This is a genomic window from Enterobacter cloacae complex sp. I1M (genome assembly GCF_014982425.1).
In the GTDB taxonomy this organism is placed as follows: Bacteria; Pseudomonadota; Gammaproteobacteria; order Enterobacterales; family Enterobacteriaceae; genus Enterobacter; species Enterobacter intestinihominis.
This window is the reverse complement of the sequence record NZ_JADCLG010000026.1, coordinates 16,669-41,287: the sequence shown is the minus strand read 5'-3', so window position 1 is coordinate 41,287 and position 24,619 is coordinate 16,669. Positions and strand designations below refer to the sequence as shown.

Annotated in this window: 24 protein-coding genes; 16 read left to right on the top strand and 8 right to left on the bottom strand. The window is 57.6% G+C overall.

The window, feature by feature from the left end:
• Positions 1-4: 4 nt before the first annotated feature.
• The 14 genes from wzb (at position 5) to cpsG (ending at position 14,541) form a co-directional block, all read left to right on the top strand.
• Positions 5-448 carry a low molecular weight protein-tyrosine-phosphatase Wzb gene (wzb, locus tag INF86_RS16405; protein ID WP_003862078.1) on the top strand — a complete coding sequence of 148 codons (444 nt, stop codon included), beginning with the start codon at positions 5-7 and terminating at the stop codon, positions 446-448.
• A 2-nt stretch (positions 449-450) separates the two neighbouring features.
• Entirely contained in the window at positions 451-2,613 is a 2,163-nt protein-coding gene (wzc, locus tag INF86_RS16400; RefSeq protein ID WP_022648640.1) for a tyrosine-protein kinase Wzc, read from the top strand.
• Positions 2,614-2,735: 122 nt separating this feature from the next.
• Complete coding sequence (gene wcaA / locus INF86_RS16395; RefSeq protein WP_006811246.1) at positions 2,736-3,578, top strand: colanic acid biosynthesis glycosyltransferase WcaA; 843 nt, start codon at positions 2,736-2,738, stop codon at positions 3,576-3,578.
• A complete protein-coding gene (gene wcaB / locus INF86_RS16390; RefSeq protein WP_193543719.1) occupies positions 3,578-4,069 on the top strand; it encodes a colanic acid biosynthesis acetyltransferase WcaB in 492 nt (163 codons plus the stop codon). The genes wcaA and wcaB overlap by 1 nt, the downstream gene beginning before the upstream one ends.
• On the top strand, positions 4,066-5,283 hold the full coding sequence (wcaC, locus tag INF86_RS16385) for a colanic acid biosynthesis glycosyltransferase WcaC (RefSeq protein ID WP_023300547.1): 1,218 nt from the start codon (positions 4,066-4,068) through the stop codon (positions 5,281-5,283). Before wcaB ends, wcaC begins: the two co-directional genes overlap by 4 nt.
• The gene (wcaD, locus tag INF86_RS16380; RefSeq protein ID WP_022648637.1) at positions 5,258-6,478 is read left to right on the top strand and encodes a colanic acid polymerase WcaD; all 1,221 of its coding nucleotides are present in this window, start codon (positions 5,258-5,260) and stop codon (positions 6,476-6,478) included. Before wcaC ends, wcaD begins: the two co-directional genes overlap by 26 nt.
• Before the next feature lie 16 nt (positions 6,479-6,494).
• Positions 6,495-7,241: a colanic acid biosynthesis glycosyltransferase WcaE gene (gene wcaE, locus INF86_RS16375; RefSeq protein ID WP_023300546.1), complete on the top strand. Its 747-nt coding sequence runs from the start codon at positions 6,495-6,497 to the stop codon at positions 7,239-7,241.
• 16 nt (positions 7,242-7,257) lie between these two features.
• The gene (gene wcaF, locus INF86_RS16370; RefSeq protein ID WP_003863512.1) at positions 7,258-7,806 is read left to right on the top strand and encodes a colanic acid biosynthesis acetyltransferase WcaF; all 549 of its coding nucleotides are present in this window, start codon (positions 7,258-7,260) and stop codon (positions 7,804-7,806) included.
• Positions 7,807-7,830: 24 nt separating this feature from the next.
• On the top strand, positions 7,831-8,952 hold the full coding sequence (gene gmd, locus INF86_RS16365; protein ID WP_003863514.1) for a GDP-mannose 4,6-dehydratase: 1,122 nt from the start codon (positions 7,831-7,833) through the stop codon (positions 8,950-8,952).
• A gap of 2 nt (positions 8,953-8,954) precedes the next feature.
• A complete protein-coding gene (locus tag INF86_RS16360) occupies positions 8,955-9,920 on the top strand; it encodes a GDP-L-fucose synthase (protein ID WP_015572377.1) in 966 nt (321 codons plus the stop codon).
• A 2-nt stretch (positions 9,921-9,922) separates the two neighbouring features.
• Positions 9,923-10,402 carry a GDP-mannose mannosyl hydrolase gene (locus tag INF86_RS16355; protein WP_072201098.1) on the top strand — a complete coding sequence of 160 codons (480 nt, stop codon included), beginning with the start codon at positions 9,923-9,925 and terminating at the stop codon, positions 10,400-10,402.
• Complete coding sequence (gene wcaI, locus INF86_RS16350; protein WP_022648633.1) at positions 10,399-11,622, top strand: colanic acid biosynthesis fucosyltransferase WcaI; 1,224 nt, start codon at positions 10,399-10,401, stop codon at positions 11,620-11,622. The genes INF86_RS16355 and wcaI overlap by 4 nt, the downstream gene beginning before the upstream one ends.
• 3 nt (positions 11,623-11,625) lie before the next feature.
• A complete protein-coding gene (gene cpsB / locus INF86_RS16345; protein ID WP_193543718.1) occupies positions 11,626-13,062 on the top strand; it encodes a mannose-1-phosphate guanyltransferase in 1,437 nt (478 codons plus the stop codon).
• A 108-nt stretch (positions 13,063-13,170) separates the two neighbouring features.
• Positions 13,171-14,541, top strand: a complete 1,371-nt coding sequence (cpsG, locus tag INF86_RS16340) for a colanic acid biosynthesis phosphomannomutase CpsG (protein WP_022648631.1) — start codon at positions 13,171-13,173, stop codon at positions 14,539-14,541.
• A gap of 96 nt (positions 14,542-14,637) precedes the next feature.
• Here cpsG and INF86_RS16335 read toward each other — a convergent pair whose 3' ends face one another.
• From INF86_RS16335 to INF86_RS16325, 3 genes are read right to left on the bottom strand one after another with little or no spacing between them, the layout of a single operon-like run.
• Positions 14,638-15,579 (bottom strand): ABC transporter substrate-binding protein, encoded by a 942-nt coding sequence (locus INF86_RS16335; RefSeq protein ID WP_003860240.1) that lies wholly within the window; start codon positions 15,577-15,579, stop codon positions 14,638-14,640.
• A gap of 28 nt (positions 15,580-15,607) precedes the next feature.
• Positions 15,608-16,603, bottom strand: coding sequence for a ribose ABC transporter permease (locus INF86_RS16330; RefSeq protein ID WP_063850426.1), 996 nt, complete (start codon positions 16,601-16,603; stop codon positions 15,608-15,610).
• Between the two features lie 2 nt (positions 16,604-16,605).
• Positions 16,606-18,120: a sugar ABC transporter ATP-binding protein gene (locus tag INF86_RS16325; protein WP_023299107.1), complete on the bottom strand. Its 1,515-nt coding sequence runs from the start codon at positions 18,118-18,120 to the stop codon at positions 16,606-16,608.
• Positions 18,121-18,301: 181 nt separating this feature from the next.
• Here INF86_RS16325 and INF86_RS16320 point away from each other — a divergent pair, with 181 nt between their 5' ends.
• Positions 18,302-20,581 carry a hybrid sensor histidine kinase/response regulator gene (locus INF86_RS16320; RefSeq protein ID WP_171932293.1) on the top strand — a complete coding sequence of 760 codons (2,280 nt, stop codon included), beginning with the start codon at positions 18,302-18,304 and terminating at the stop codon, positions 20,579-20,581.
• Between the two features lie 69 nt (positions 20,582-20,650).
• Positions 20,651-20,974, top strand: coding sequence for a DDRRRQL repeat protein YjdP (gene yjdP, locus INF86_RS16315; protein ID WP_193543717.1), 324 nt, complete (start codon positions 20,651-20,653; stop codon positions 20,972-20,974).
• A gap of 55 nt (positions 20,975-21,029) precedes the next feature.
• On the opposite strand, the gene phnP is transcribed toward yjdP, so the two are convergent.
• Genes phnP through phnL form a run of 5 tightly spaced genes read right to left on the bottom strand, consistent with a single transcriptional unit; the run spans position 21,030 to position 24,586 of the window.
• Entirely contained in the window at positions 21,030-21,788 is a 759-nt protein-coding gene (gene phnP / locus INF86_RS16310) for a phosphonate metabolism protein PhnP (protein ID WP_063147140.1), read from the bottom strand.
• A 9-nt stretch (positions 21,789-21,797) separates the two neighbouring features.
• Positions 21,798-22,232, bottom strand: coding sequence for an aminoalkylphosphonate N-acetyltransferase (phnO, locus tag INF86_RS16305; RefSeq protein WP_022646777.1), 435 nt, complete (start codon positions 22,230-22,232; stop codon positions 21,798-21,800).
• Positions 22,225-22,776, bottom strand: a complete 552-nt coding sequence (gene phnN, locus INF86_RS16300; RefSeq protein ID WP_032621424.1) for a ribose 1,5-bisphosphokinase — start codon at positions 22,774-22,776, stop codon at positions 22,225-22,227. Before phnN ends, phnO begins: the two co-directional genes overlap by 8 nt.
• Entirely contained in the window at positions 22,773-23,909 is a 1,137-nt protein-coding gene (phnM, locus tag INF86_RS16295; protein ID WP_038415093.1) for an alpha-D-ribose 1-methylphosphonate 5-triphosphate diphosphatase, read from the bottom strand. Before phnM ends, phnN begins: the two co-directional genes overlap by 4 nt.
• Positions 23,906-24,586, bottom strand: coding sequence for a phosphonate C-P lyase system protein PhnL (gene phnL, locus INF86_RS16290; protein WP_193543716.1), 681 nt, complete (start codon positions 24,584-24,586; stop codon positions 23,906-23,908). The genes phnM and phnL overlap by 4 nt, the downstream gene beginning before the upstream one ends.
• Between the last annotated feature and the right edge of the window lie 33 nt (positions 24,587-24,619).

The window sequence follows — 24,619 nt, the reverse complement described above, 5'->3', positions numbered from 1 at the left end:
CGCGATGTTTAACAAAATTCTGGTGGTGTGTGTGGGGAACATTTGCCGTTCCCCCACGGCTGAAAGGCTGTTGAAAAATTACCAGCCTGCGTTAACGGTCGACTCCGCAGGGCTGGGCGCGCTGGTCGGAAAAGGTGCTGACGAACGTGCCGCAAGCGTCGCCCTTGAGCATAACCTCTCACTCGACGGGCACGTTGCCCGTCAGGTCTCTGGCCGAATGTGCCGGGAATATGACCTGATCCTCGCGATGGAAAAACGCCACATTCACGCGCTGTGCGATATCGCACCGGAGATGCGCGGCAAGGTGATGCTGTTTGGTCACTGGGATGGTGAGCGCGAAATTCCCGATCCGTATCGCAAGAGCCGCGAGGCCTTTGAGGCGGTATACACCTTACTAGACCAGTCTGCCCGCCAGTGGGCGCAGGCACTGAAAGCTCAGCAGGGATAACAATGACAGAAAAAACAAGACCTTCTGCCGCCCCGACGTCGGGCAGTGATGAAATCGATATCGGTCGCCTGGTCGGGACCGTTATTGAAGCGAAATGGTGGGTGCTGGGTATAACCGCCATCTTTGCCGTGGCGGCGATCGTTTATACGCTGTTCGCGACGCCTATTTACAGCGCCGACGCGCTGGTGCAGATCGAACAAAATACCGGAAACTCGCTGGTTCAGGATATCGGCTCTGCGCTGGCCAACAAGCCGCCGGCATCGGAGGCTGAAATTCAGCTGATCCAGTCGCGCCTGGTATTGGGCAAAACGGTTCACGATCTGGGGCTGGATATCGCGGTCACCAAAAACACCTTCCCGGTGTTTGGCGCAGGCTGGGATCGCCTGATGGGGCGCAGTAACGATACGGTAAAAGTGACCGACTTCGTGATTCCAAAAGGGGCAGGGGACCAAACCTTTACCCTGACCGTGCTGGGACCAAAACAGTATCAGCTGACCAGCGACGCAGGCTTCAGCGCGCGCGGCGAAGTGGGGCAGATGCTGACCAAAGATGGCGTGAGCATCAGGGTTGGTGCCATCCAGGCGCACGAGGGCGGTGAGTTTACGGTCACCAAATTCTCGACGCTCGGAATGATCAACAATCTGCAAAACAACCTGACCGTCACCGAAAACGGCAAGGACACCGGCGTCCTGAGCATGACCTTCACAGGTGAAGACAAGGATCAAATCCGCGACATCCTGAACAGCATCACCCGTAACTACCTTGAGCAGAACGTTGAGCGCAAGTCAGCGGAAGCCGCTAAAAGCCTCGCGTTCCTCAGTAAACAGTTGCCGGAGGTGCGCGCCCGTCTGGATGACGCCGAGAACAAGCTGAACGCATACCGTCAGGATAAAGACTCCGTCGACCTGCCGCTGGAGGCGAAATCGGTTCTCGACTCCATGGTCAATATTGATGCGCAGCTAAACGAGCTGACCTTTAAAGAGGCGGAAATTTCCAAGCTCTATACCAAACGTCACCCGGCGTACCGCACGCTGCTCGAGAAACGTCGTACCCTGGAAGAAGAGAAGGCGAAGCTGAATGACCGCGTGACCGCGATGCCGAAGACGCAGCAGGAAATCGTACGCCTGACGCGTGATGTGGAATCCGGCCAGCAGGTTTACATGCAACTGCTGAACAAGCAGCAGGAGCTGAAAATCACCGAAGCCAGCACCGTGGGCGACGTGCGTATCGTTGACCCGGCGATTACCCAGCCGGGCGTGCTGAAGCCGAAGAAAGCGCTGATTATCCTCGGCAGCATTATTCTCGGCCTGATGCTCTCTATCGTCGGCGTGCTGCTGCGCTCGCTGTTCAACCGCGGTATCGAAAGCCCGCAGGTGCTGGAAGAGAACGGGATCAGCGTGTACGCCAGCATCCCGCTTTCGGAGTGGCAGAAGTCCCGTGACAGCGTCAAAACTGTTAAGGGCGTCAAGCGTTACAAACAGAGCCAGCTGCTGGCCGTGGGTAACCCGACCGACCTGGCGATTGAAGCGGTGCGTAGCCTGCGTACCAGCCTCCACTTCGCCATGATGCAGGCCAAAAACAACGTCCTGATGATGACCGGTGTCAGCCCGTCAATTGGTAAGACCTTCGTCTGTGCCAACCTGGCGGCGGTGGTGAGCCAGACCAACAAGCGCGTGCTGCTGATCGACTGCGACATGCGTAAGGGCTACACCCATGAGCTGCTGGGTACCAACAACGTTAACGGCCTGTCGGAAATCCTGCTGGGTAAAGGGGAGATCAGCGAGAGCGCCAAGCCGACCTCGATTCCGAAATTTGACCTGATCCCGCGTGGCCAGGTACCGCCGAACCCGTCTGAACTGCTGATGAGCGAGCGCTTCACGCAGCTGATCGAGTGGGCAAGCAAAAACTATGACCTGGTGCTGATCGATACCCCACCAATTCTGGCGGTCACCGACGCCGCCGTGGTAGGGCGTCATGCGGGCACCACGCTGATGGTTGCACGCTATGCGGTGAACACCCTGAAGGAAGTGGAAACCAGCCTGAGCCGCTTTGAGCAGAACGGTATTGAGGTGAAAGGGGTCATTCTGAACTCCATCTTCCGCCGTGCGACGGGTTATCAGGATTACGGCTACTACGAGTACGAATACAAGTCTGACTCTAAATAACAAAACACACCCCACACCCCTCACCCTAACCCTCTCCCCTGAGGGGAGAGGGGACTGCCTGGTGCGGTCTTTCACCCTCTCCCCTCCGGGGAGAGGGTCGGGGTGAGGGGCAGGAGGAATAAATGAGCACACAACGCCCTTTGATTTCTATCTATATGCCGACATGGAATCGTCAGCAGCTGGCGATCCGCGCGATTAAATCGGTCCTGCGTCAGGATTACGATAACTGGGAACTGATTATCGTGGATGACTGTTCCTCCTCTTACGAACAGCTGCAAAAGTTTGTCGAAGACCTGAACGACCCGCGCGTGGTCTACACGCACAACGCCATCAACTCCGGGGCGTGCGCGGTGCGCAATCAGGCGATTATGCAGGCGAAAGGGCAGTATCTGACCGGTATCGACGATGATGACGAATGGACACCAAACCGTCTGTCGATCTTCCTCTCGCACAAAGCGCAGCTGGTGACCCACGCGTTTCTGTATGCCAACGACTATGTCTGTCAGGGCGAGGTCTATTCGCAGCCGGCCAGCCTGCCGCTGTATCCGAAATCACCGTATTCCCGACGCCTGTTCTACAAGCGCAACATTATCGGCAACCAGGTGTTTACCTGGGCCTGGCGCTTTAAGGAGTGCCTGTTCGATACCGAGCTGAAGGCCGCGCAGGATTACGACATCTTCCTGCGGATGGTGGTGGAGTACGGCGAGCCGTGGAAGGTGGAAGAGGCCACGCAGATCCTGCACATCAACCACGGGGAGATGCAGATCACCTCGTCACCGAAAAAATTCTCGGGCTACTTCCATTTTTACCGCAAGCACAAGGACAAGTTTGACCGTGCCAGTCGGAAGTATCAGCTCTTTACCCTCTATCAGATCCGCAATAAGCGCATGAACTGGCGCACGCTGCTGACGCTGCTGTCGGTGCGTAACGGCAAGCGTCTGGCTGACGGGCTTCGGGGGAAATAATGTTTCTGGAAGATTGCCGCGCTAACAGCTGGAGCCTGCGCCCGTGCTGCATGGTTCTGGCCTACCGTATTGCGCACTTTTGCTCGGTGTGGCGCAAAAAAAATGTGCTGAACAATATCTGGGCCGCGCCGGTGCTGGTGCTGTACCGCATCATCACCGAATGCTTTTTTGGCTATGAAATTCAGGCCGCTGCCACCATTGGCCGCCGCTTTACCATTCATCACGGCTATGCGGTCGTCATCAACAAGTTCGTCGTCGCGGGTGATGATTTCACCATTCGCCACGGGGTGACAATCGGCAACTGTGGGCCAGACAGCCTGGCCTGCCCGGTGATTGGCAATAACGTCGAGTTGGGCGCCAACGTGGTGATGATCGGGGAGATTACCGTGGGCAATAACGTGACGGTTGGCGCAGGCAGCGTGGTGCTGGACAGCATTCCGGACAATGCGCTGGTGGTGGGCGAGAAAGCCCGCGTGAAGGTGATTAAATGAACATTCTGCAATTTAACGTACGCCTCGCAGAGGGCGGGGCGGCAGGCGTAGCGCTGGATCTGCACCAGCGCGCGCTGCAAAAAGGATTACAGTCGCGCTTTGTTTACGGTTACGGCAAGGGCGGCAAGAAAAGCGTCAGCCATGATAACTATCCGCAGGTGCTGAAGCAGACGCCACGTCTGACCTCCATCGCCAATATTGCGCTGTTCCGCCTGTTTAACCGCGACCTGTTCGGCAACCTGAATAATCTCTACCGCACCGTCACCCGCACCCGCGGGCCGGTTGTGCTGCACTTCCACGTGCTACACAGCTACTGGCTGAATCTGGAAGAGGTGGTAGCGTTTTGTGGCAAAGTGAAGGCGCACAAGCCGGACACCCGTTTCGTCTGGACGCTACACGACCACTGGAGCGTGACCGGACGCTGCGCCTTTACCGACGGCTGCGAAGGCTGGAAAGATAACTGCCAGAAATGCCCTACGCTCAGCAACTATCCGCCGGTGAAGGTCGATCGCGCGCATCAGCTGGTTGAGGGCAAGCGTCAGCTGTTCCGCGACATGCTCTCGCTCGGCTGCACCTTTATCTCTCCAAGCCAGCACGTGGCAGATGCTTTTAATAGCCTGTACGGAGCAGGGCGCTGCCAGATTATCAACAACGGTATTGATGTGGCGACGGAAGAGATCCTGGCCGAACTGACGCCCGTAGCCATTACCACCGGCAAGCCGAAAATTGCGGTCGTCGCCCATGACCTGCGCTACGACGGCAAAACCAACCAACAGCTGGTGCGCGACATGATGGCGCTCGGCGACAAAATTGAGCTGCATACCTTCGGCAAATTCTCGCCGTTCGAAGGCGCTAACGTGGTGAATCACGGGTTTGAAACCGACAAGCGCAAACTGATGAGCGCGCTCAACGGTATGGACGCGCTGGTGTTCAGCTCCCGCGTGGACAACTACCCGCTGATCCTGTGCGAAGCGCTCTCCATTGGCGTGCCGGTCATTGCCACCCACAGCGACGCGGCGCGCGAAGTGCTGGAGAAATCGGGCGGTAAAACCTTCAGTGAGAACGAGGTGCTGCCGCTGGTGCAGCTGTCGAAGGCCGATATCGCGCAGGCTGTTTTTGGCACGGACCTGGAATCGTTCCGCAACCGCAGCCGTAAAGCGTACAGTGGACAACAGATGCTGGAGGAGTATGTCTCGTTCTATCAGAATCTGTAGTTATCTGCTGCTGCCGCTGATCTACCTGCTGGTCAACGTCAAGATTGCCCAGCTCGGTGAAAGCTTCCCAATCACCATCGTCACCTTCCTGCCGGTTCTGCTGTTGCTATACGTTGACAAGCTTAACCTCAAAAAGCTGATGATTGCGCTGGGGATCGGGTTTGGTCTGACGGCGTTTAACTACATCTTTGGTCAGTCGCTGGACGCCAGCAAATATGTCACCTCCACCATGCTGTTTGTTTATATCGTTATCATTATTGGCATGGTGTGGAGTATTCGTTTTAAAACTATCTCTCCGCACAATTATAGGAAAATCCTCAGGTTCTTTTATATTGTCGTCGGGCTGATTGTTATGCTTGCGGCATTGGAGATGGCGCAAATTATTCTCACAGGCGGCAGTAGCCTGATGGAAATAATTTCGAAATATCTTATATACAGTAACAGCTATGTACTGAACTTCATTAAGTTTGGTGGCAAGCGTACCACTGCGCTCTATTTTGAACCGGCGTTTTTTGCTCTGGCATTAATCTCAATTTGGCTCAGCATCAAACAGTTCGGTATCAAAACCCCCAAGACCGATGCTATGATTCTTGCAGGAATCGTTCTGTCAGGGTCGTTCTCAGGGGTAATGACGTTTATTCTGTTTTACCTGCTGGAGTGGGCGTTCCAGTACCTGAACAAAGAGGCGATTAAGAAAAAACTGCCGCTGGCGATCATTTCTCTGACGGTATTTTTAGTGGGCGTAATATTCGCCTTCCCGTACATTTCTGAACGTCTGGGTGATTTGGGAACGGAAGGTTCGTCGTCCTATTATCGCATCATTGGTCCACTGGTGATGGTGGGTTATTCCTTAACCCATATTGATGGCGTAGTAAGATTCGGCTCACTTTACGAATATGTTGCATCATTCGGAATCTTTAACGGTGCGGATGTCGGTAAAACCATAGACAATGGTCTGTATCTGTTAATTATCTATTTTTCCTGGTTCGCCGTACTGTTGACACTGTGGTATCTGTTTAAAGTTTTCAAAATGATGATTAACGCGTTTGGTGATAACCAGAACTTTCGCGTGCAACTTTATCTGTTCACACCGGTGTCGTTGTTTTTTACCGGGTCAATATTTAGCCCGGAATATGCATTCTTAATTGTATGTCCGTTTATTTTGCGCAAAGCGCTGAATATTACGAGCGTATGAAGAAATGAGGTGATTTATGTTTCTTAGCGTCATTACTGTCGCCTTTCGTAACCACGAAGGGGTGGTAAAAACCTGGCGCTCGCTGCGCAACCTGGCGCGCGATCCGAGCCTCACCTTTGAGTGGATCGTGGTCGATGGCGGCTCGAACGACGGCACGGCGGAGTTCCTGGAAAAACTTAACGGTGAGTTCAACTTACGTTACATCAGCGAGAAAGATAAAGGCATTTACGATGCCATGAATAAAGGCATCAACATGGCGCAGGGGCGCTACGCCATCTTCCTCAATTCCGGCGACGTGTTCCATGAAGATGTGGCGCTGTTTGCGCGCCAGCTGGCGCGCCAGAAAGAAGATGCCATGTTTATCGGTGATGCGCTGCTTGATTTCGGCGAGGGGAAAAAAGTGCTGCGCGGCGCGAAACCAGGCTGGTATATCTACCACAGCCTGCCGGCAAGCCATCAGGCTATTTTCTTCCCGATGAGTGGCCTAAAAAAGCAGCCTTACGATTTGCAATATAAAGTGTCATCAGATTATGCCCTGGCCGCCAGCCTGTACAAATCTGGCTACCCGTTCCGTCGAATTAAAGGACTGGTATCCGAATTTTCAATGGGCGGCGTGTCAACCTCGAATAATCTGGAATTGTGCCAGGATGCCAAAAACGTGCAGCGTAAAATATTACGCGTGCCGGGGTTCTGGGCGGAATTATCTTATTTCTTACGTCTGAAAACGACGGGTAAAGCGAAAGCCTTATATAACAAAGCCTGAGATATAAGGAAACGTAATGCAGGAATTAAATGGATTCTCCGTGCCGAAAGGTTTTCGGGGCGGGAGCGGTATTAAAGTTCAACTGTGGTGGGCTGTACAGGCAACGTTATTTGCCTGGTCGCCGCAAATACTGTACCGCTGGCGCGCATTTTTACTGCGTCTGTTTGGCGCAAAAATAGGAAAAAACGTAGTCATTCGTCCTTCGGTGAAAATTACTTATCCCTGGAAATTAACGCTTGGGGATTACGCCTGGGTAGGGGATGACGCGGTGTTATATACCCTTGGCGAGATTACGATTGGCGCAAATTCGGTGGTTTCACAGAAGTGTTATTTGTGCACCGGCAGCCACGATTTTATGAGCCCGCATTTTGATATTACCGCTTCGCCTGTTGTGATCGGTGAAAAATGCTGGCTGGCAACAGACGTCTTTGTTGCACCCGGTGTTTCTGTTGGCGATGGCACGGTAGTCGGTGCCCGCAGCAGCGTTTTTAAATCGCTACCGGCAAATAAAATTTGCCGTGGCAACCCCGCAGTGGTGATACGCGAACGCGTTGAAACTGATTAAATTCATAAGTAGAGGAATATAAACATGTCTAAAGTCGCTCTCATCACCGGCGTTACCGGGCAGGATGGTTCTTACCTGGCAGAGTTACTGCTGGAAAAAGGGTATGAAGTACACGGTATTAAACGTCGTGCGTCTTCATTTAACACCGAACGTGTCGATCATATTTATCAGGATCCTCACGCGGCGAACCCGAAATTCCACCTGCACTACGGCGACCTGACCGATACCTCCAACCTGACCCGCATCCTGCAGGAAGTACAGCCGGATGAAGTCTACAACCTGGGCGCGATGAGCCACGTTGCGGTTTCCTTCGAATCCCCGGAATACACCGCTGACGTGGACGCCATGGGTACGCTGCGTCTGCTGGAAGCGATTCGCTTCCTGGGTCTTGAGAAGAAAACCCGTTTCTATCAGGCATCTACCTCTGAGCTGTACGGCCTGGTGCAGGAAATTCCGCAGAAAGAGACCACGCCGTTCTACCCACGTTCTCCGTACGCGGTAGCGAAACTGTACGCTTACTGGATCACTGTGAACTACCGTGAATCCTACGGCATGTACGCCTGTAACGGCATTCTGTTCAACCACGAATCCCCACGTCGTGGCGAAACCTTCGTGACCCGTAAAATCACCCGCGCTATCGCCAACATCGCTCAGGGCCTGGAGTCTTGCCTGCACCTCGGCAACATGGACTCCCTGCGTGACTGGGGCCATGCGAAAGACTACGTGAAAATGCAGTGGATGATGCTGCAGCAGGAACAGCCAGAAGACTTCGTGATCGCGACCGGCGTGCAGTACTCCGTACGTCAGTTCGTTGAGATGGCTGCGGCACAGCTGGGCATCAAGCTGCGCTTCGAAGGCACCGGCGTGGAAGAGAAGGGTATCGTTGTTTCCGTGACCGGCCACGACGCACCGGGCGTGAAGCCAGGCGACGTGATTGTTCAGGTGGATCCGCGTTACTTCCGTCCTGCTGAAGTGGAAACCCTGCTGGGCGACCCAACCAAAGCGCACGAGAAGCTGGGCTGGAAACCAGAAACCACCCTGCAAGAAATGGTATCCGAGATGGTGGCCAAAGATCTTGAAGCAGCGAAAAAACACTCCCTGCTCAAGTCCCATGGCTACGAGGTTGCCATCGCGCTGGAGTCCTGAGAATGACAAAACAACGTATTTTTGTCGCCGGTCATCGCGGAATGGTGGGTTCCGCGATTGTCCGCCAGCTTGAACAGCGCGGCGACGTTGAGGTGATTGTTCGCACCCGCGACGAGCTGAACTTGCTTGACAGCAAAGCGGTGCAGGACTTCTTCGCCAGCGAACGTATCGACCAGGTGTATCTGGCGGCGGCGAAGGTGGGCGGCATTGTCGCTAACAACACCTACCCGGCGGATTTCATCTACGAGAACATGATGATTGAGAGCAACATCATTCACGCGGCGCATCTGCACAACGTGAACAAGCTGCTGTTCCTCGGTTCATCCTGTATCTACCCAAAAATGGCGAAACAGCCGATCGCCGAGAGCGAACTGTTGCAGGGCACGCTGGAAGCCACCAACGAGCCGTACGCGATTGCCAAAATTGCCGGGATCAAGCTGTGTGAATCGTACAACCGTCAGTATAACCGCGACTATCGCTCGGTGATGCCGACCAACCTCTACGGACCGCACGACAACTTCCACCCGAGCAATTCGCACGTGATCCCGGCGCTGCTGCGTCGTTTCCACGAGGCGACTGCCGAAAACGCCCCGGACGTGGTGGTGTGGGGCAGCGGTACGCCAATGCGCGAGTTCCTGCACGTGGACGATATGGCGGCAGCCAGCATTCACGTCATGGAGCTGGATCGCGAGGTGTGGCAGGAAAACACCGAGCCGATGCTGTCGCACATTAACGTCGGGACCGGCGTGGACTGCACCATTCGCGAGCTGGCGCAGACCATCGCGCAGGTGGTGGGCTACAAAGGACGCGTGGTGTTTGATGCCACCAAACCGGACGGCACGCCGCGCAAGCTGCTGGACGTGACCCGTCTGCATCAGCTTGGCTGGTATCACGAGGTCTCACTGGAGCAGGGGCTGGCCAGCACCTACCAGTGGTTCCTGGAAAACCAGCACCGCTTCCGGGGGTAATGATGTTTTTAAGTCAGGAAGATTTTGCCACGGTGGTGCGTTCCACTCCGCTCATCTCAATTGATTTGATCGTGGAGAACGAACGCGGCGAGTTCTTGCTGGGGAAACGAACCAATCGTCCTGCACAGGGCTTCTGGTTCGTGCCCGGCGGGCGCGTGCAGAAGGATGAGACGCTAAGCGATGCGTTTGAGCGTCTCACTCTGGCGGAACTGGGCCTGCAACTGCCGATGGCAGCGGGCCAGTTTTACGGGGTCTGGCAGCACTTCTATGACGATAACTTTTCGGGCACCGGGTTCACCACGCACTACGTCGTGCTGGGGTTCCGCCTGAAGGTGAGTGAGGCAGACCTGCGTCTGCCTGATTCTCAGCATGATGATTACCGCTGGTTAACGCCAGAGGCGCTGCTGGCAAGCGACAACGTCCATGACAACAGTCGGGCGTACTTCCTTGCGGAACGTCAGGCCGAGGTGCCAGGCCTATGAAAATCCTCGTCTACGGAATTAACTACTCGCCGGAGCTTACCGGTATCGGGAAATACACCGGCGAGATGGTCGAGTGGATGGCGAGCCAGGGACATGACGTGCGGGTGATTACCGCCCCGCCGTATTACCCGGAGTGGAAGGTAGGCGAACGCTATTCCAGCTGGCGCTACCGCCGCGAAGAGGGGGCTGCGACCGTCTGGCGCTGCCCGCTCTACGTGCCGAAACAGCCCTCGACGCTGAAACGTTTAATTCATCTGGGCAGCTTTGCCCTGAGCAGTTTTTTCCCGCTGATGGCGCAACGTCGCTGGAAGCCGGATCGCATCATCGGCGTGGTGCCGACGCTGTTCTGCACGCCAGGCATGCGCCTGCTGGGAAAACTCTCCGGCGCGCGCACCCTGCTGCACATTCAGGATTATGAAGTGGACGCCATGCTCGGGCTGGGGATGGCCGGGAAAGGCAAGGGCGGCAAGGTGGCGAAGCTCGCCAGCGCCTTTGAGCGCAGCGGCCTGCACAACGTGGATTACGTCTCGACCATCTCGCGCTCGATGATGAACAAGGCGCAGGAGAAGGGTGTCCCGGCGGAGAAGGTGATCTTCTTTCCGAACTGGTCCGAAGTGGCGCGTTTCCGCGATGTGACAGACCAGGATGCGCAGGCGTTACGCGCGCAGCTCGGTTTGCCTGAAGATCAAAAAATCATTCTTTACTCAGGCAACATCGGCGAAAAACAGGGGCTGGAGAGCGTGATTGACGCCGCGCTTCAGCTGAGCGAACACCCGTGGATGTTCGTGATAGTCGGGCAGGGCGGCGGTAAAGCGCGGCTGGAAAAAATGGCCAGCGAGCGCGGACTGACCAACATCCGCTTCTTCCCGCTTCAGTCTTATGACGCGCTGCCCGCGCTGCTGAAAATGGCGGATTGCCATCTGGTGGTGCAAAAACGCGGCGCGGCGGATGCGGTGCTGCCGTCCAAGCTGACCAACATTCTGGCAGTGGGCGGAAACGCGGTGATTACGGCAGAAGCCGCAACAGAATTAGGCCAGCTGTGCAACAGCTACCCGGGCATTGCCGTTTGCGTAGAGCCAGAATCGGTTCCTGCGCTGGTGACCGGAATTGAGCAGGCACTCGCCATGCCAAAAGAGAACACGGTGGCACGTGAATATGCCGAACGCACGCTCGAGAAAGAGAACGTGCTGAGCCAATTTATTGCAGATATACGGGGATAAATCATGAGTCAAACCACTTTGTATCCGGTCGTAATGGCGGGTGGATCCGGGAGCCGGTTGTGGCCACTGTCCCGCGTGCTTTATCCAAAACAATTTCTGTGCCTGAAGGGCGATCTCACCATGCTGCAAACGACGGTTAACCGTCTGCACGGCGTGGAGTGTGAAAGCCCGGTGGTGATCTGTAACGAGCAGCACCGCTTTATCGTTGCCGAGCAACTGCGCCAGCTGAATAAACTGACCGAAAATATCATTCTGGAGCCTGCCGGACGCAACACCGCGCCTGCTATTGCTCTTGCGGCGCTGGCGGCAAAACGCAGCAGCCCGGACTGCGACCCGCTGATGCTGGTGCTGGCGGCTGACCACGTTATTCAGCAGGAAGACGCCTTCCGCGACGCGGTTCGCGCGGCGATGCCTTACGCTGAGAACGGCAAGCTAGTGACCTTCGGCATCGTGCCGGATCTCCCGGAAACCGGCTATGGCTACATTCGCCGCGGCAGCGTTACGCCTGGTGAAGGCGACAGCGTGGCCTTTGACGTGGCGCAGTTTGTCGAAAAACCGAATCTGGAAACCGCCCAGGCCTACGTGGCCAGCGGCGAATACTACTGGAACAGCGGTATGTTCCTGTTCCGCGCCGGTCGCTATCTGGAAGAGCTGGAAAAATATCGCCCGGATATCTTAAATGCCTGCGAAAAAGCGATGGCGGTGGTGGATCCGGATCTTGATTTTATCCGCGTGGACGAAGAAGCCTTCCTCGCCTGTCCGGAAGAGTCCATTGACTATGCGGTGATGGAACGTACGGCAGATGCGGTAGTGGTGCCGATGGATGCGGGCTGGAGCGACGTTGGCTCCTGGTCGTCACTGTGGGAGATTAGCGCCCATACCCCGGAGGGTAACGTCCATCACGGTGATGTGATCAGCCACAAAACGGAAAACAGCTACGTCTACGCCGAATCTGGCCTTGTCACCACGGTAGGGGTGAAAGATCTGGTGGTCGTGCAGACCAAAGACGCGGTGCTGATTGCCGACCGTAATGCCGTGCAGGACGTTAAAAAAGTGGTGGAGAAGATCAAGGCTGATGGCCGCCACGAACACCATATTCACCGTGAAGTCTACCGTCCGTGGGGCAAATATGACTCCATTGACGCCGGCGAGCGTTACCAGGTGAAACGTATCACCGTGAAGCCGGGTGAAGGGCTGTCGGTGCAGATGCACCATCACCGCGCCGAACACTGGGTAGTGGTGGCGGGGACAGCCAAAGTGACCATCAACGGTGAAGTGAAGCTGCTCGGTGAAAACGAATCCATTTATATTCCGCTGGGTGCCACGCACTGCCTGGAAAACCCGGGGAAAATTCCACTCGACTTAATTGAGGTGCGTTCCGGTTCGTATCTGGAAGAGGACGATATCGTGCGCTTCCAGGACCGCTACGGGCGGGTGTAGCGCCGTCTTAACGCCGGATGGCGCTTCGCTTATCCGGCCTACGAATGAATAAAAAACAATTAAGCCTGTTAACGGGCGGGCCAACTGTTGCCTGAAAAAGGGGTCATCATGGAAAAATTAACCTGTTTTAAAGCCTACGATATTCGCGGCAAGCTGGGCGAAGAGCTGAACGAAGACATTGCGTGGCGCATCGGCCGCGCGTACGGCGAATACCTGAAACCACAAACTATCGTGCTGGGTGGCGACGTGCGTCTCACCAGCGAATCCCTGAAGCTGGCGCTGGCGAAAGGGCTACAGGACGCGGGCGTCGACGTGCTGGACATTGGACTTTCCGGTACCGAAGAGATCTATTTTGCCACCTTCCACCTGGGCGTGGACGGCGGTATCGAAGTGACGGCCAGCCATAACCCGATGGACTACAACGGCATGAAGCTGGTGCGCAAGGGCGCGCGTCCTATCAGCGGCGACACCGGCCTGCGCGACGTGCAGCGTCTGGCCGAGGCCAACGACTTCCCGCCGGTGAACGAAGCGAAGCGCGGCAGCTATAAGCAGATCAACTTGCAAAAAGAGTACATCGACCACCTGCTGGGCTACATCAACGTGGCGAACCTCAAACCGCTGAAGCTGGTGATTAACTCCGGCAACGGCGCGGCAGGCCCGGTTGTCGATGCACTTGAAGCCCGCTTTAAGGCGCTGAACGTGCCGGTGACCTTCGTCAAAGTGCACAACACGCCAGACGGCAACTTCCCGAACGGTATTCCTAACCCGCTGCTGCCGGAGTGCCGCGACGATACCCGCAACGCGGTGATTGAGCACGGCGCCGATATGGGTATCGCCTTTGACGGCGATTTCGACCGCTGCTTCCTGTTCGACGAGAAAGGGCAGTTTATCGAAGGCTATTACATTGTCGGTCTGCTGGCGGAAGCGTTCCTTGAGAAAAACCCGGGGGCGAAGATCATTCATGATCCGCGCCTCTCCTGGAACACCGTCGACGTGGTGAAGGCCGCGGGCGGCGAGCCGGTGATGTCTAAAACCGGCCACGCGTTTATCAAAGAGCGTATGCGCGAGGAAGACGCCATCTACGGCGGCGAGATGAGCGCCCACCACTATTTCCGTGATTTTGCCTACTGCGACAGCGGGATGATCCCGTGGCTGCTGGTAACCGAGCTGCTGTGCCTGAAAGGACAGAGCCTGGGCGAACTGGTGCGCGACCGCATGGCGGCGTTCCCGGCGAGCGGGGAGATCAATAGCAAACTGGCACAGCCAGCCGAGGCCATCGCCCGCGTCGAACAGCACTTTGCCATTCATGCGCTGGAGATTGACCGTACCGACGGTATCAGCATGGCGTTCCCGCAGTGGCGCTTCAACCTGCGCTCTTCCAACACTGAGCCGGTGGTGCGCCTGAACGTTGAGTCCCGGGCCGATACCGCGCTGATGGAAGCCCGAACGAAGGACATTCTGGCGCTGTTGAATCAGTAAAAAGAAAACCTTACCCCTCACCCTAACCCTCTCCCCAAAGGGGAGAGGGAACTTGAACACCCTCTCCCCTTTGGGGAGAGGGCCGGGGTGAGGGGCTTACTTAACCGTCCACCCCTTATACGTGCCGACGTTCTTTTTATCGATCATCGTCACCGGGATCAGCACGGGCTCTTTCGGCGCAGGTTTGCCCTGAAGAATGTCATAGCCAATCTCCACCGCCTTCGCCGCCATCACCTGCGGATCCTGCGCCGGGGTAGCAACAAACAGCGAGTTTTCGCGCTTCAGGGCTTCTTCACCATCCGGGCTGCCATCCACGCCAACGATAAAGAATTCGTTGCGTTGCGCCTGTTTAGCCGCCAGATCGGCGCCGATCGCGGTCGGATCGTTAATCGCGAATACGCCGTCGATCTTCGGATTGGCCGCCAGCAGGGAGGTCATGACCTCCAGGCCGCCTTCGCGGCTGCCTTTGGCGTTCTGATTATCCGAGAGCACTTTGATATCCGGGTGGCGCCTGAACTCGGTCTGGCAGCCCTCCACGCGGTTTTGTACCGCAGAAACCGGCGGTCCGTTGATGATCACCACGTTGCCTTTACCTTTCAGGCGGTCGGTAATGTACTTACAGGCCATTTCTCCCGCCTGAGTGTTATCGGAGGTGATGGTCGCATCGGCCCCTTCCGCCGCCACGTCCACCGCCACGACCACGATCCCCGCCTCTTTAGCGCGTTTTACCGCGGGGCCGATCCCTTTGGAATCCGCGGCATTAAGGATGATCATGTCTACTTTCGCCGCAATGAAGTTATCGATCTGCGACACCTGCTGGCCCAGATCGTACCCGCTGGAGACCAGCGTCACCTTGACGTTATCTCCCGCCAGCTTGCGCGCTTCCAGCTCGGCACCTTTGGTGATCTGCACGAAGAACGGGTTAGCCAGGTCACCCACCGTCACGCCGATGGATTTCAGATCTTTTGCCTGCGCAAACGGGGTTGCGGCCAGCAGCGCGCCAGCACAGAGCGCGGTCACTAAGGGCTTCAATCTCATGCTGTATTCCTCACGTAGGGTATTGTTGTTATGCACTTTGATGGTGTCGGGTACGGTATTTGTCGATCAGCACCGCTATGATGATCACCGCCCCTTTGATCACCAGCTGCCAGAAATAGGAGACGCCCATCAGCGTCATGCCGTTGTTGAGGGTGGCGATGATCAGCGCGCCCACCAGGGTGCCGGTGATCGTGCCGATCCCGCCGACGAAGCTGGTGCCGCCGAGGATCACCGCCGCAATCGCATCCAGCTCGTACCCCGTGCCGAGGTTGCCGTTGGCGCTGTAGAGACGTGAAGCGCTCATCACGCCGCCTAAGCCCGAGAGCAGGCCACTCATGCCGTAGACAAACAGCAGCACCAGCCAGACCTTAATGCCGGTTAAGCGTGCCGCCTGCACATTGCCGCCGACCGCATAGATGTGAACACCGAGGGTGGTGCGGCGCAGGATGAACCAGCACACCACAATCACCGCCAGGGCGATCACCACCAGCCAGGGGATCGGGCCGAGGTAGTTATTGCCGATCCACTCGAAGTTAATGTTGGAGTTAATAACCGTCGTGCCGTCCGCCAGCAGGTAGGCCGCGCCGCGCAGCGCCGTGTAGGTGCCGAGCGTAACGATAAATGGCGGTAGTCCGGCGAAGGCCACCAGCGCGCCGTTGAACAGCCCCAGTACCATACCGAGCATTAGCGCCGCCGGAATGGAGAGCATCGCAAATTCAGGGATAAGCGAGACCACCATCGCCGCCACTGCCGTGGTGCCCAGAATCGAGCCCACGGAGAGGTCAATCCCGCCGGTCAGGATGATGAAGGTCATCCCGGCCGCCAGCACAATGTTGATCGACGCCTGCCGGGTAATGTTGAGCAGATTACTCTCGGTGAAAAAGTTCGGGGCGATAAAGCCAAATACCGCCACAATCAGGATTAAAATCGGCAAAATGCCGATCGTTTGCATCAGATCGCTCATCAGCATTTTTTTGGCGGAGGCGGATTTCGCCACCTGCTGCGGATGGGTTGGAGTTGTCATAATTACACCGCCTGATGATGTGTGTCGTTTACGCCGGTTGCCAGCGTCATGATGTTTTCCTGAGAGATGTCGCGCCCGTGCAGTTCACCCGCAATGCTGCCTTCCCGCATCACGTACACCCGGTCGCTCATCCCTACTACTTCCGGCAGCTCGCTGGAGATCATCAGTATCGCAACGCCTTTGCGCGCCATCTGGTTCATGATGCGGTAGATCTCGCTTTTTGCGCCGACGTCCACGCCGCGCGTGGGCTCGTCCAGAATCAGAATGCGCGGGCCTATCGCCACCCAGCGGGAGATCAGCAGTTTTTGCTGGTTGCCGCCGGAGAGCCCGCCCGCGCGCACCTGTGAATGGGGCACGCGGATATTGAGCAGGGCGATGGCGTCGTCGGAAATCGACTGCGCTTTTTTGCGGTTCAGCCAGCCGAAGGTGGCGTCGCGCTCCAGCGTCGCCATGGTGATGTTCTCCTGCGCCGCCAGCTCCAGAAACAGACCTTGCTCCTTGCGGTTCTCGGTAAGAAAACCGATGCCGTTCTCAATGGCCGCGCGCGGGGAGTGGATCACCACCGGTTCGCCGTCCACCTCAATCATGCCGCCGGTGGCTTTGCGCACGCCGAAGATCAGCTGCGCCAGCTCGGAACGCCCGGCCCCGACCAGCCCTGCCAGCCCGACGATTTCACCGGAGCGCACCTGCAAACTACAGGGCTGCACTTTTTTGCCGTCGGTGAGGTGGTGGACGTTAAGACGCGGGCTGCCGAGGGGAATATCGCGCTCTTTGTTAAACAGATCGCTGAGCGGACGGCCCACCATCATGCGCACCAGCTCGGAGGCGTTGAGCCTGTCGCGCGTCAGGCTGCCGACGTATTGCCCGTCGCGCAGCACGCTGACGCGGTCAGAGAGTTCATACACTTCCGCCATCCGGTGGCTGATGTAAATAATCGCCATGCCTTCATCGCGCAGGCGCAAAATCAGTTCGAACAGACGGTGGGTTTCGCGTGAGGAGAGGGCGGCGGTAGGTTCGTCCATCACCAGAATGCGGCTGTTGCGGTGCAGGGCGCGGGCGATCTCCACCTGCTGCTGCTCGGCGATGGTCAGTTTCATGACCAGGTCGGTGGCGCTGAACTGCGCGCCCAGACGGTCAATGACCGCCTGCGCCTGGGCAGCCATCTCTTTGCGCTGGACCAGCCCGCCGCGCGACAGCTCGCTGCCGAGAAAAATGTTTTCCGCCACGGTCAGGTTAGGAGCAAGCTGCATCTCCTGATAAATCAGGGTAATGCCTGCGGCCAGCGCATCCTTCGGCCCTTTGATATGAAACGGCTTACCGTCGATGAGGATGTCGCCGCTGCTGGCGGTATAGGCACCTGCGAGGATCTTCATCAGCGTGCTTTTTCCGGCGCCGTTTTCCCCCATCAGCGCGTGGATCTCACCGGGGAAAACCGTCAAATCCACGCCCTTGAGCGCGTGGAAATTGCCAAAGGTTTTGGCAATGTGGCGCATCTCTAAAACCGGGGTTCTGCTCATGGCGGATCTCCTGTGAATGTCGATATCTGCACTTCATCACAGGCGCGTAAATGCAAAATGTCAGAAGCTGTTCATATTTGTCATAGTTATGAATAGCTAATCGCCATCACATTTTCCTTTTCCCTCTCCCTGTGGGAGAGGGCCAGGGTGAGGGCACCAATCCGCAGAGGAGCCCAAACCCATGTCTTCACGCCCCCCGTTCTTCACCAGCGCCCGCGGACGCCTGCTGATTTTTAATCTGCTGGTGGTCGCCGTCACGCTGATGGTGAGCGGTGTGGCGGTGCTCGGCTTTCGTCACGCCAGCCAGATCCAGGAGCAGGTCCAACAGCAAACGCTGGATGACATGACCGGCAGCATGAACCTCGCCCGTGATACCGCAAATGTGGCAACGGCGGCGGTGCGGCTGTCGCAGGTGGTCGGTGCGCTGGAGTACAAAGGCGAAGCCGAGCGGCTGAAACAGACGCAGATGGCGCTGCGCCACTCGCTGGATCAACTTGCCGATGCGCCGCTGGCGCAGCAGGAGCCGGCGCTGGTGGCGCGAATTATTCGCAGGAGTAATGAATTACAGCAGAGCGTGACGGGAATGCTGGAGCGCGGGCAAAAGCGGCATCTGGAGCGTAACGCGCTGCTCAGCTCGCTCTATCAAAGCCAAAGCTACCTGCGTCATTTGCAGGATATCAACCGCCGTTACGCGAGCAATGTGCCAGACGCCCGACAGCTTGCAGAGATGGACAGGCTGATCGTTGCCGCCATTGATACCCCTTCACCGCGCGCCACGGTGCAGCAGCTGGATGCAGTAACCGCGGGGTTACCCGCGAGCGCCCTGCAACCGGTGGCCAACCTGGTGCTCCCGGATTTTAATGATGAGCTGCGCAAGCTCGCACCACTGTCGACGCAGCTGGAGGAGAGCGATCTGTCCATCAGCTGGTACATGTTCCACATCAAGGCGCTGGTGGCGATATTAAACAGCGACATTAATCAGTACGTTGAACAGGTGGCGCAGGCTTCCCGGCTTCGCACGGCCCAGAGCCATCACGAGCTGCAATCCATCAGCGTGTTTATCAGCATCTTCGCGGTGCTGGCGCTGATCATCACCGGCTGTGCCTGCTGGTATATTTACCGCAATCTGGGCTCCAACCTGACGGCTATCTCAAGGGCGATGTCGCGTCTCGCTCACGGGGAGCAGGATGTGTCGGTGCCCGCGCTACAGCGGCGTGATGAGCTGGGGGAACTGGCGCGCGCGTTTAACGTTTTCGCCCGCAATACCGCTTCGCTGGAGCACACCACGCGGCTGCTGAAGGAGAAGACCTCACAGATGGAGGTTGACCGCATCGAACGTCAGGGGCTGGAGGAGGCGCTGCTGCACAGCCAGAAAATGAAGGCGGTCGGGCAACTGACGGGTGGCCTGGCGCATGATTTTAATAACCTGCTGGCGGTGATTATCGGCAGTCTGGAGCTGACCGATTCGGCATCACCGGACGCGCCGCGCATCACCCGTGCGCTTAAAGCCGCGGAACGCGGAGCCATGCTCACCCAGCGTCTGCTGGCCTTCTCGCGCAAGCAATCCCTGCATCCACATGCGGTAGAGATGAAGCCGCTGCTGGAGAACCTGAGCGAGCTGATGCGGCACTCGCTTCCCGCCACGCTGACGCTGGATATTGAAGCGCAAACCCCGGCCTGGCCCGCATGGATTGACGTCAGCCAGCTGGAAAACGCCATTATCAACCTGGTGATGAACGCCCGTGATGCAATGGAGGGGCAAAACGGTGTGATTAAAATTCGCACCTGGAACCAGCGTGTGACCCGCAGCGACGGGCGCAGGCAGGATATGGTCGCGCTGGAGGTGATTGACCACGGCTGCGGGATGTCGCAGGAGGTGAAATCGCAGGTCTTTGAACCGTTCTTCACCACCAAACAGACCGGCAGCGGCAGCGGGTTAGGGCTGTCGATGGTGTACGGCTTTGTGCGCCAGTCGGGTGGTCGCGTTGAGATCGAAAGCGCGCCGGGGCAGGGAACCACCGTGCGGCTCCAGCTGCCGCGCTCGACGCTGCCCGCGTTCTCCGATGATGTCGTGCTGGCGACCACGGCCCCGGCAGAAAGTGAGCTGCTTGTGCTGGTCCTGGAAGATGAGGCGGGCGTGCGTCAGACCCTGTGCGAGCAACTGCACCAGCTTGGCTACCTGACGCTTGAAGCCGAAAACGGCGAGCAGGCGTTGAACATGCTGGACGCATCACCGGATATCGGCATGTTTATCAGCGACCTGATGTTGCCGGGCGGCCTGAGCGGTGCGGAGGTGATCGGCCATGTACGCAGCCACTATCCGCAGTTGCCGGTTCTGCTGATCAGCGGGCAGGATTTGCGCCCGGCGCATAACCCGCAGCTGCCGGACGTTCCGTTACTGCGAAAACCGTTCACCCGCGCACAGCTGGCGCAGGCGCTGCGCAAGGTGATGGTAATTTGAGATTCCTCCGCTACTCCCGCTAACAGCCAGTCATTACCTTAAGGCCAGTTCACCTGCGAGTCTGGCCTTATGAAACGTTACTCTACCGCCCTGCTATGGGGTCTGCTGACTTTAACCAGCCAACTGGCGCATGCCGATGTGATTGATGATGCTATTGGCAATATTCAGCAGGCGATCAACGACGCCTATAACCCCGGCAGCAGCCGTAATGACGATGACGACGATCGTTACGATCGCAGCCGTCAAACCGACAGCCGCCAGTACGACGATCGTCGCCGGCAGTTAGAAGACCGACGCCAGCGCTTAGACGAGCGTCAGCGGCAGCTGGATGACGACCGGCGTCGGTTAGAGGAGGATGAGCGCCGGTTAGAGGATGATTACGATCGGTGGTAAACCCCGGTATCGCAACGCACAGGCCGGGTAAGGCGCAGCCGCCACCCGGCAAAACCTAATCCAGCACCAGTACCATCCCGTCATACCCCGCTTCAATGCCGTCCGGCAGCGGGTTATCCATCATCCAGACGTCAAACTGATGGCTGATATGCGTCAGGATCACCTGCGGACAGCCAATCACCTCGTTCAGCGCAATCACCGTATTCAAATCACAGTGGTTGCGCGGCGTCTCCTGGCGCGGTTCATGGCTACAGTCAATAATCATCGCCTGCGGCTGATTATTTAGCAGAAATGTCACCGTTTTATCCGGTAGCCCGGCGGTATCAGAAAGCCACGCCACGCGACTGTGGGCGGACTCCAGCAGATAGCCAAATGTGAGTTTTGAATGGTTGAGCGGCAGCGGCGTGACCCGCAAGCCCTGAAGTTCAAACGTTACAAACGGCTCTACCGTGTGGCTGAAATCGAGAAGGCCCGGATGTTTGAACAGGTCGTCACAGCCTGCGTCGTCCGGCGGACCGTAAACCGGAATGGTCGCCCCCACGCCCCAGCGCAGAGGAAACAGCCCCTGAACGTGATCCATATGATAATGGGTAAGCAAAAACTGCCTGAAACTCCCCGCGGGCCAGTCGTCCATCAGGTGTGGAATACCTGCGTCCAGCAAGGTGACCGTATCGTTGAATTTCACGGCCGCGCTGCAGGGGCGACGGCGATAATTTTCCTGTAAACGCGCCCGTCGGCACGCCGCGCAGTCGCAGCCAAACACCGGCACCAGCTGCGCCCCTCCGGTTCCTGTCAGCGTGATCGTCAGACTCATAACGCACCTCTACAGCGGTTTGGTGAAGCGGAAATGGCTTTGCGTATACCCTTCACGAACATAAAAACGGTGCGCGTCCACGCGCTTCACGCTGGTGGAAAGCTCGGTCAGCTCGGCGCCTGCCTGGCGTGCGATCTCCTCTGCCCAGGCCAGCAACTGGCTGCCCACTTTTAATCCGCGCGCCTGCGGCATCACCACCAGCTCCTGGATCTCGCCGATCCAGCGGGCGTGGTGCAGGTGAAACTGCATGTGCAGGCCGATCATCCCGATGATCTTCCCGTCCAGCTCGGCCAGCTGGTAGCGCATATTGTGATCCTGCAAGTTGGCCAGATACCCGGCGTGAAACGCCTGATGATCGAACTCGGCCTGCTTAAGTTCGCAGATCAGAGCGTAAACGATCGGCGCATCGTCGGCGGTGGCGGGGCGAAGCTGGCAGTCAGGCATGCTGTTTCTCCTTCTGGCGAATAAGCGATAGAAAGGTCTCGACTGACTGTAGCAAACTTCCGTCGTTATTGAGGAGATGGCAACCCGACGGGGTGTAGCGCGCCGCCCGTTCCAGCCGCTGGTCGATCTCGCGTGCGTTTTCGCGCCCCCGCTTTTGCAGCCGGCTACGCAGAACCTCCGGGGAAACCTGCAAACAGACCGGGAGCAGCGCCGCTTCGTACCGGGCGCGAGCCTGCGGGAGATGCGCCCGCGAGCCGTTAACCAGCACGTCGAACCCCGCATGCAGCCAGAGGTCAATCTCAATACCGACGCCATAGTAGTAACCGTTGGCATGCCAGCTCAGCGCCAGCAGGTTTTGTCCGGCGCGGGTAAAAAACTCCTGCTCGCTCAGGGCGATATGGTTCTCGCTTCCGGCGTTGGCATCGCGCGTGATATAGCGGTGCGCGACCAGCAGCTGTGAATGTTCCCGCTGCCGTAACGCCGACAGCAGGCTGTCCTTCCCGGAGCCGGACGGGCCCATTAACCAGATGAGTCTTCCCATCAGAACACCCTTTTTCCCTGACGCCAGACGTGGTCGATATGAATGTGCTCGCCCTTACGGTGCGCCAGCACCAGATCGGCCCGTTTCCCCTCGGCAATTTCCCCGCGATCGTGAAGATTAAGCGCCGAGGCCGGGTTTTTCGTCACCAGACGAATTGCCTGCGGCAGCGTGAAGCTATTGCCTTCGTCGTCCGCGACGCGGAAGGCCGCGTCCAGCAGGCTGGCGGGATAATAGTCAGATGAGAGGATATCCAGCAGGCCGAGGGAGGCGAGCTTGCTTGCCGCCACGTTGCCGGAGTGTGACCCGCCGCGCACGATGTTCGGCGCACCCATTAGCACGTTCATGCCATGCTTACGCGATGCCTCTGCCGCCTCGAACGTGGTGGGAAATTCGGCGATCACGCTCCCAAGCTGGTGGGATTCTCGGACATGGTCGTGCGTGGCGTCATCATGGCTGGCCAGGGCAATATTACGGTCACGGCACATCGCGGCAATGGAGAGACGATTCGGCTGCGACCACCGCGCCGCAAGCTGGAGCTGCTCTTCTTCATAGCGCGCCATCTCGGCATCATTGAGCGCGTATTTGCCCTGATAGTATTCGCGATACTTTTCAATGTTGGCGAACTGGCGCTGCCCCGGCGAGTGATCCATCAGGGAAACCAGCGAGACCGGCTCGCGGCCCACCAGCTTTTCAAACAGCGGCAGGGTAGTGTGGTGCGGCAGCTCGCAGCGCAGGTGCAGGCGGTGCTCGGCGCGGTTGAGGCCGCGCTTTTGCGTCTCCTCCACGGCGTTGATCATCTTCTCCAGGTTCTCCAGCCGATCGCCGCCGTCGCGCACGTCGCCAATCGCCACCGCGTCCAGCACCGTGGTGATGCCGCTGGCGACCATCAGCGCGTCGTGGCTGCTCATCGCTGAATGAGCAGGCCAGTCGACCTTCGGGCGGGGCGTGAAAAATTTATCAAGATTATCGGTATGCAGCTCAATCAGCCCCGGCAGCAGCCAGCCGCCTTCGCCATCCATCGCGTCCGGTGAGCGGCTCTGGGTTTCAGCAAACGCGCGGATGACACCGTCCCGGACCTCAACCGAGCCGTTCACGACTTCATTTTCCAGTACCAGCCTGACGTTATTGATAATCATACGTTTGTCCCCATCGGGTGCAGTCTGTCCGCCACGCGATGGCGTACGGCGTCGTCGTGGAAGATCCCGACGATCGCCGCGCCGCGCGCTTTGGCCTGTTCGATCAGTTCCATCACCGCTGCGCTGTTTTTACTGTCGAGCGAGGCGGTGGGTTCATCCAGGAGTAAAATCGGGTAATCGACGATAAAGCCGCGGGCGATGTTCACGCGCTGCTGTTCGCCGCCGGAAAAGGTCGACGGGGCGAGGTGCCACAGACGCTCCGGTACGTTGAGACGCGTCAGCAGGCTGGCGGCTTTAGCGGTGCAGGTTTCGCGCGGCACGCCGAGATCCAGCAGGGGCTGCATGACCACGTCCAGGGCAGAGATCCGCGGGATCACCCGCAGGAACTGGCTGACCCAGCCGATCGTCGAGCGGCGTACTTCCAGCACCTTGCGCGCGGGAGCCTGGACCAGATCGACCCATTCATTGTTATGGCGGATATGAATATGGCCTTCGTCCGGCAGGTAGTTGGCATACAGGGAGCGCAGCAGGGTGGATTTTCCGCTGCCGGAATGGCCATGCAGCACCACGCATTCGCCATTGCTGACCTCTAACGAGGCATTTTGCAGTACCGGCAGGCGGACGCCGTTTTGCTGGTGGAGCACGAAGGTTTTACTGACATTTTCAACGTGGATCATTTTTGCCTCGCGATTCGTTTTGCCGGGTGGCGG

What these genes read in the sequence shown, in the direction of transcription:
- wzb (WP_003862078.1), top strand. Translation starts at nt 5, where the DNA reads ATGTTTAACAAAATTCTGGTGGTGTGTGTGGGGAACATTTGCCGTTCC.
- wzc (WP_022648640.1), top strand. Translation starts at nt 451, where the DNA reads ATGACAGAAAAAACAAGACCTTCTGCCGCCCCGACGTCGGGCAGTGAT.
- wcaA (WP_006811246.1), top strand. Translation starts at nt 2,736, where the DNA reads ATGAGCACACAACGCCCTTTGATTTCTATCTATATGCCGACATGGAAT.
- wcaB (WP_193543719.1), top strand. Translation starts at nt 3,578, where the DNA reads ATGTTTCTGGAAGATTGCCGCGCTAACAGCTGGAGCCTGCGCCCGTGC.
- wcaC (WP_023300547.1), top strand. Translation starts at nt 4,066, where the DNA reads ATGAACATTCTGCAATTTAACGTACGCCTCGCAGAGGGCGGGGCGGCA.
- wcaD (WP_022648637.1), top strand. Translation starts at nt 5,258, where the DNA reads ATGTCTCGTTCTATCAGAATCTGTAGTTATCTGCTGCTGCCGCTGATC.
- wcaE (WP_023300546.1), top strand. Translation starts at nt 6,495, where the DNA reads ATGTTTCTTAGCGTCATTACTGTCGCCTTTCGTAACCACGAAGGGGTG.
- wcaF (WP_003863512.1), top strand. Translation starts at nt 7,258, where the DNA reads ATGCAGGAATTAAATGGATTCTCCGTGCCGAAAGGTTTTCGGGGCGGG.
- gmd (WP_003863514.1), top strand. Translation starts at nt 7,831, where the DNA reads ATGTCTAAAGTCGCTCTCATCACCGGCGTTACCGGGCAGGATGGTTCT.
- INF86_RS16360 (WP_015572377.1), top strand. Translation starts at nt 8,955, where the DNA reads ATGACAAAACAACGTATTTTTGTCGCCGGTCATCGCGGAATGGTGGGT.
- INF86_RS16355 (WP_072201098.1), top strand. Translation starts at nt 9,923, where the DNA reads ATGTTTTTAAGTCAGGAAGATTTTGCCACGGTGGTGCGTTCCACTCCG.
- wcaI (WP_022648633.1), top strand. Translation starts at nt 10,399, where the DNA reads ATGAAAATCCTCGTCTACGGAATTAACTACTCGCCGGAGCTTACCGGT.
- cpsB (WP_193543718.1), top strand. Translation starts at nt 11,626, where the DNA reads ATGAGTCAAACCACTTTGTATCCGGTCGTAATGGCGGGTGGATCCGGG.
- cpsG (WP_022648631.1), top strand. Translation starts at nt 13,171, where the DNA reads ATGGAAAAATTAACCTGTTTTAAAGCCTACGATATTCGCGGCAAGCTG.
- INF86_RS16335 (WP_003860240.1), bottom strand. Translation starts at nt 15,579, where the DNA reads ATGAGATTGAAGCCCTTAGTGACCGCGCTCTGTGCTGGCGCGCTGCTG.
- INF86_RS16330 (WP_063850426.1), bottom strand. Translation starts at nt 16,603, where the DNA reads ATGACAACTCCAACCCATCCGCAGCAGGTGGCGAAATCCGCCTCCGCC.
- INF86_RS16325 (WP_023299107.1), bottom strand. Translation starts at nt 18,120, where the DNA reads ATGAGCAGAACCCCGGTTTTAGAGATGCGCCACATTGCCAAAACCTTT.
- INF86_RS16320 (WP_171932293.1), top strand. Translation starts at nt 18,302, where the DNA reads ATGTCTTCACGCCCCCCGTTCTTCACCAGCGCCCGCGGACGCCTGCTG.
- yjdP (WP_193543717.1), top strand. Translation starts at nt 20,651, where the DNA reads ATGAAACGTTACTCTACCGCCCTGCTATGGGGTCTGCTGACTTTAACC.
- phnP (WP_063147140.1), bottom strand. Translation starts at nt 21,788, where the DNA reads ATGAGTCTGACGATCACGCTGACAGGAACCGGAGGGGCGCAGCTGGTG.
- phnO (WP_022646777.1), bottom strand. Translation starts at nt 22,232, where the DNA reads ATGCCTGACTGCCAGCTTCGCCCCGCCACCGCCGACGATGCGCCGATC.
- phnM (WP_038415093.1), bottom strand. Translation starts at nt 23,909, where the DNA reads ATGATTATCAATAACGTCAGGCTGGTACTGGAAAATGAAGTCGTGAAC.
- phnL (WP_193543716.1), bottom strand. Translation starts at nt 24,586, where the DNA reads ATGATCCACGTTGAAAATGTCAGTAAAACCTTCGTGCTCCACCAGCAA.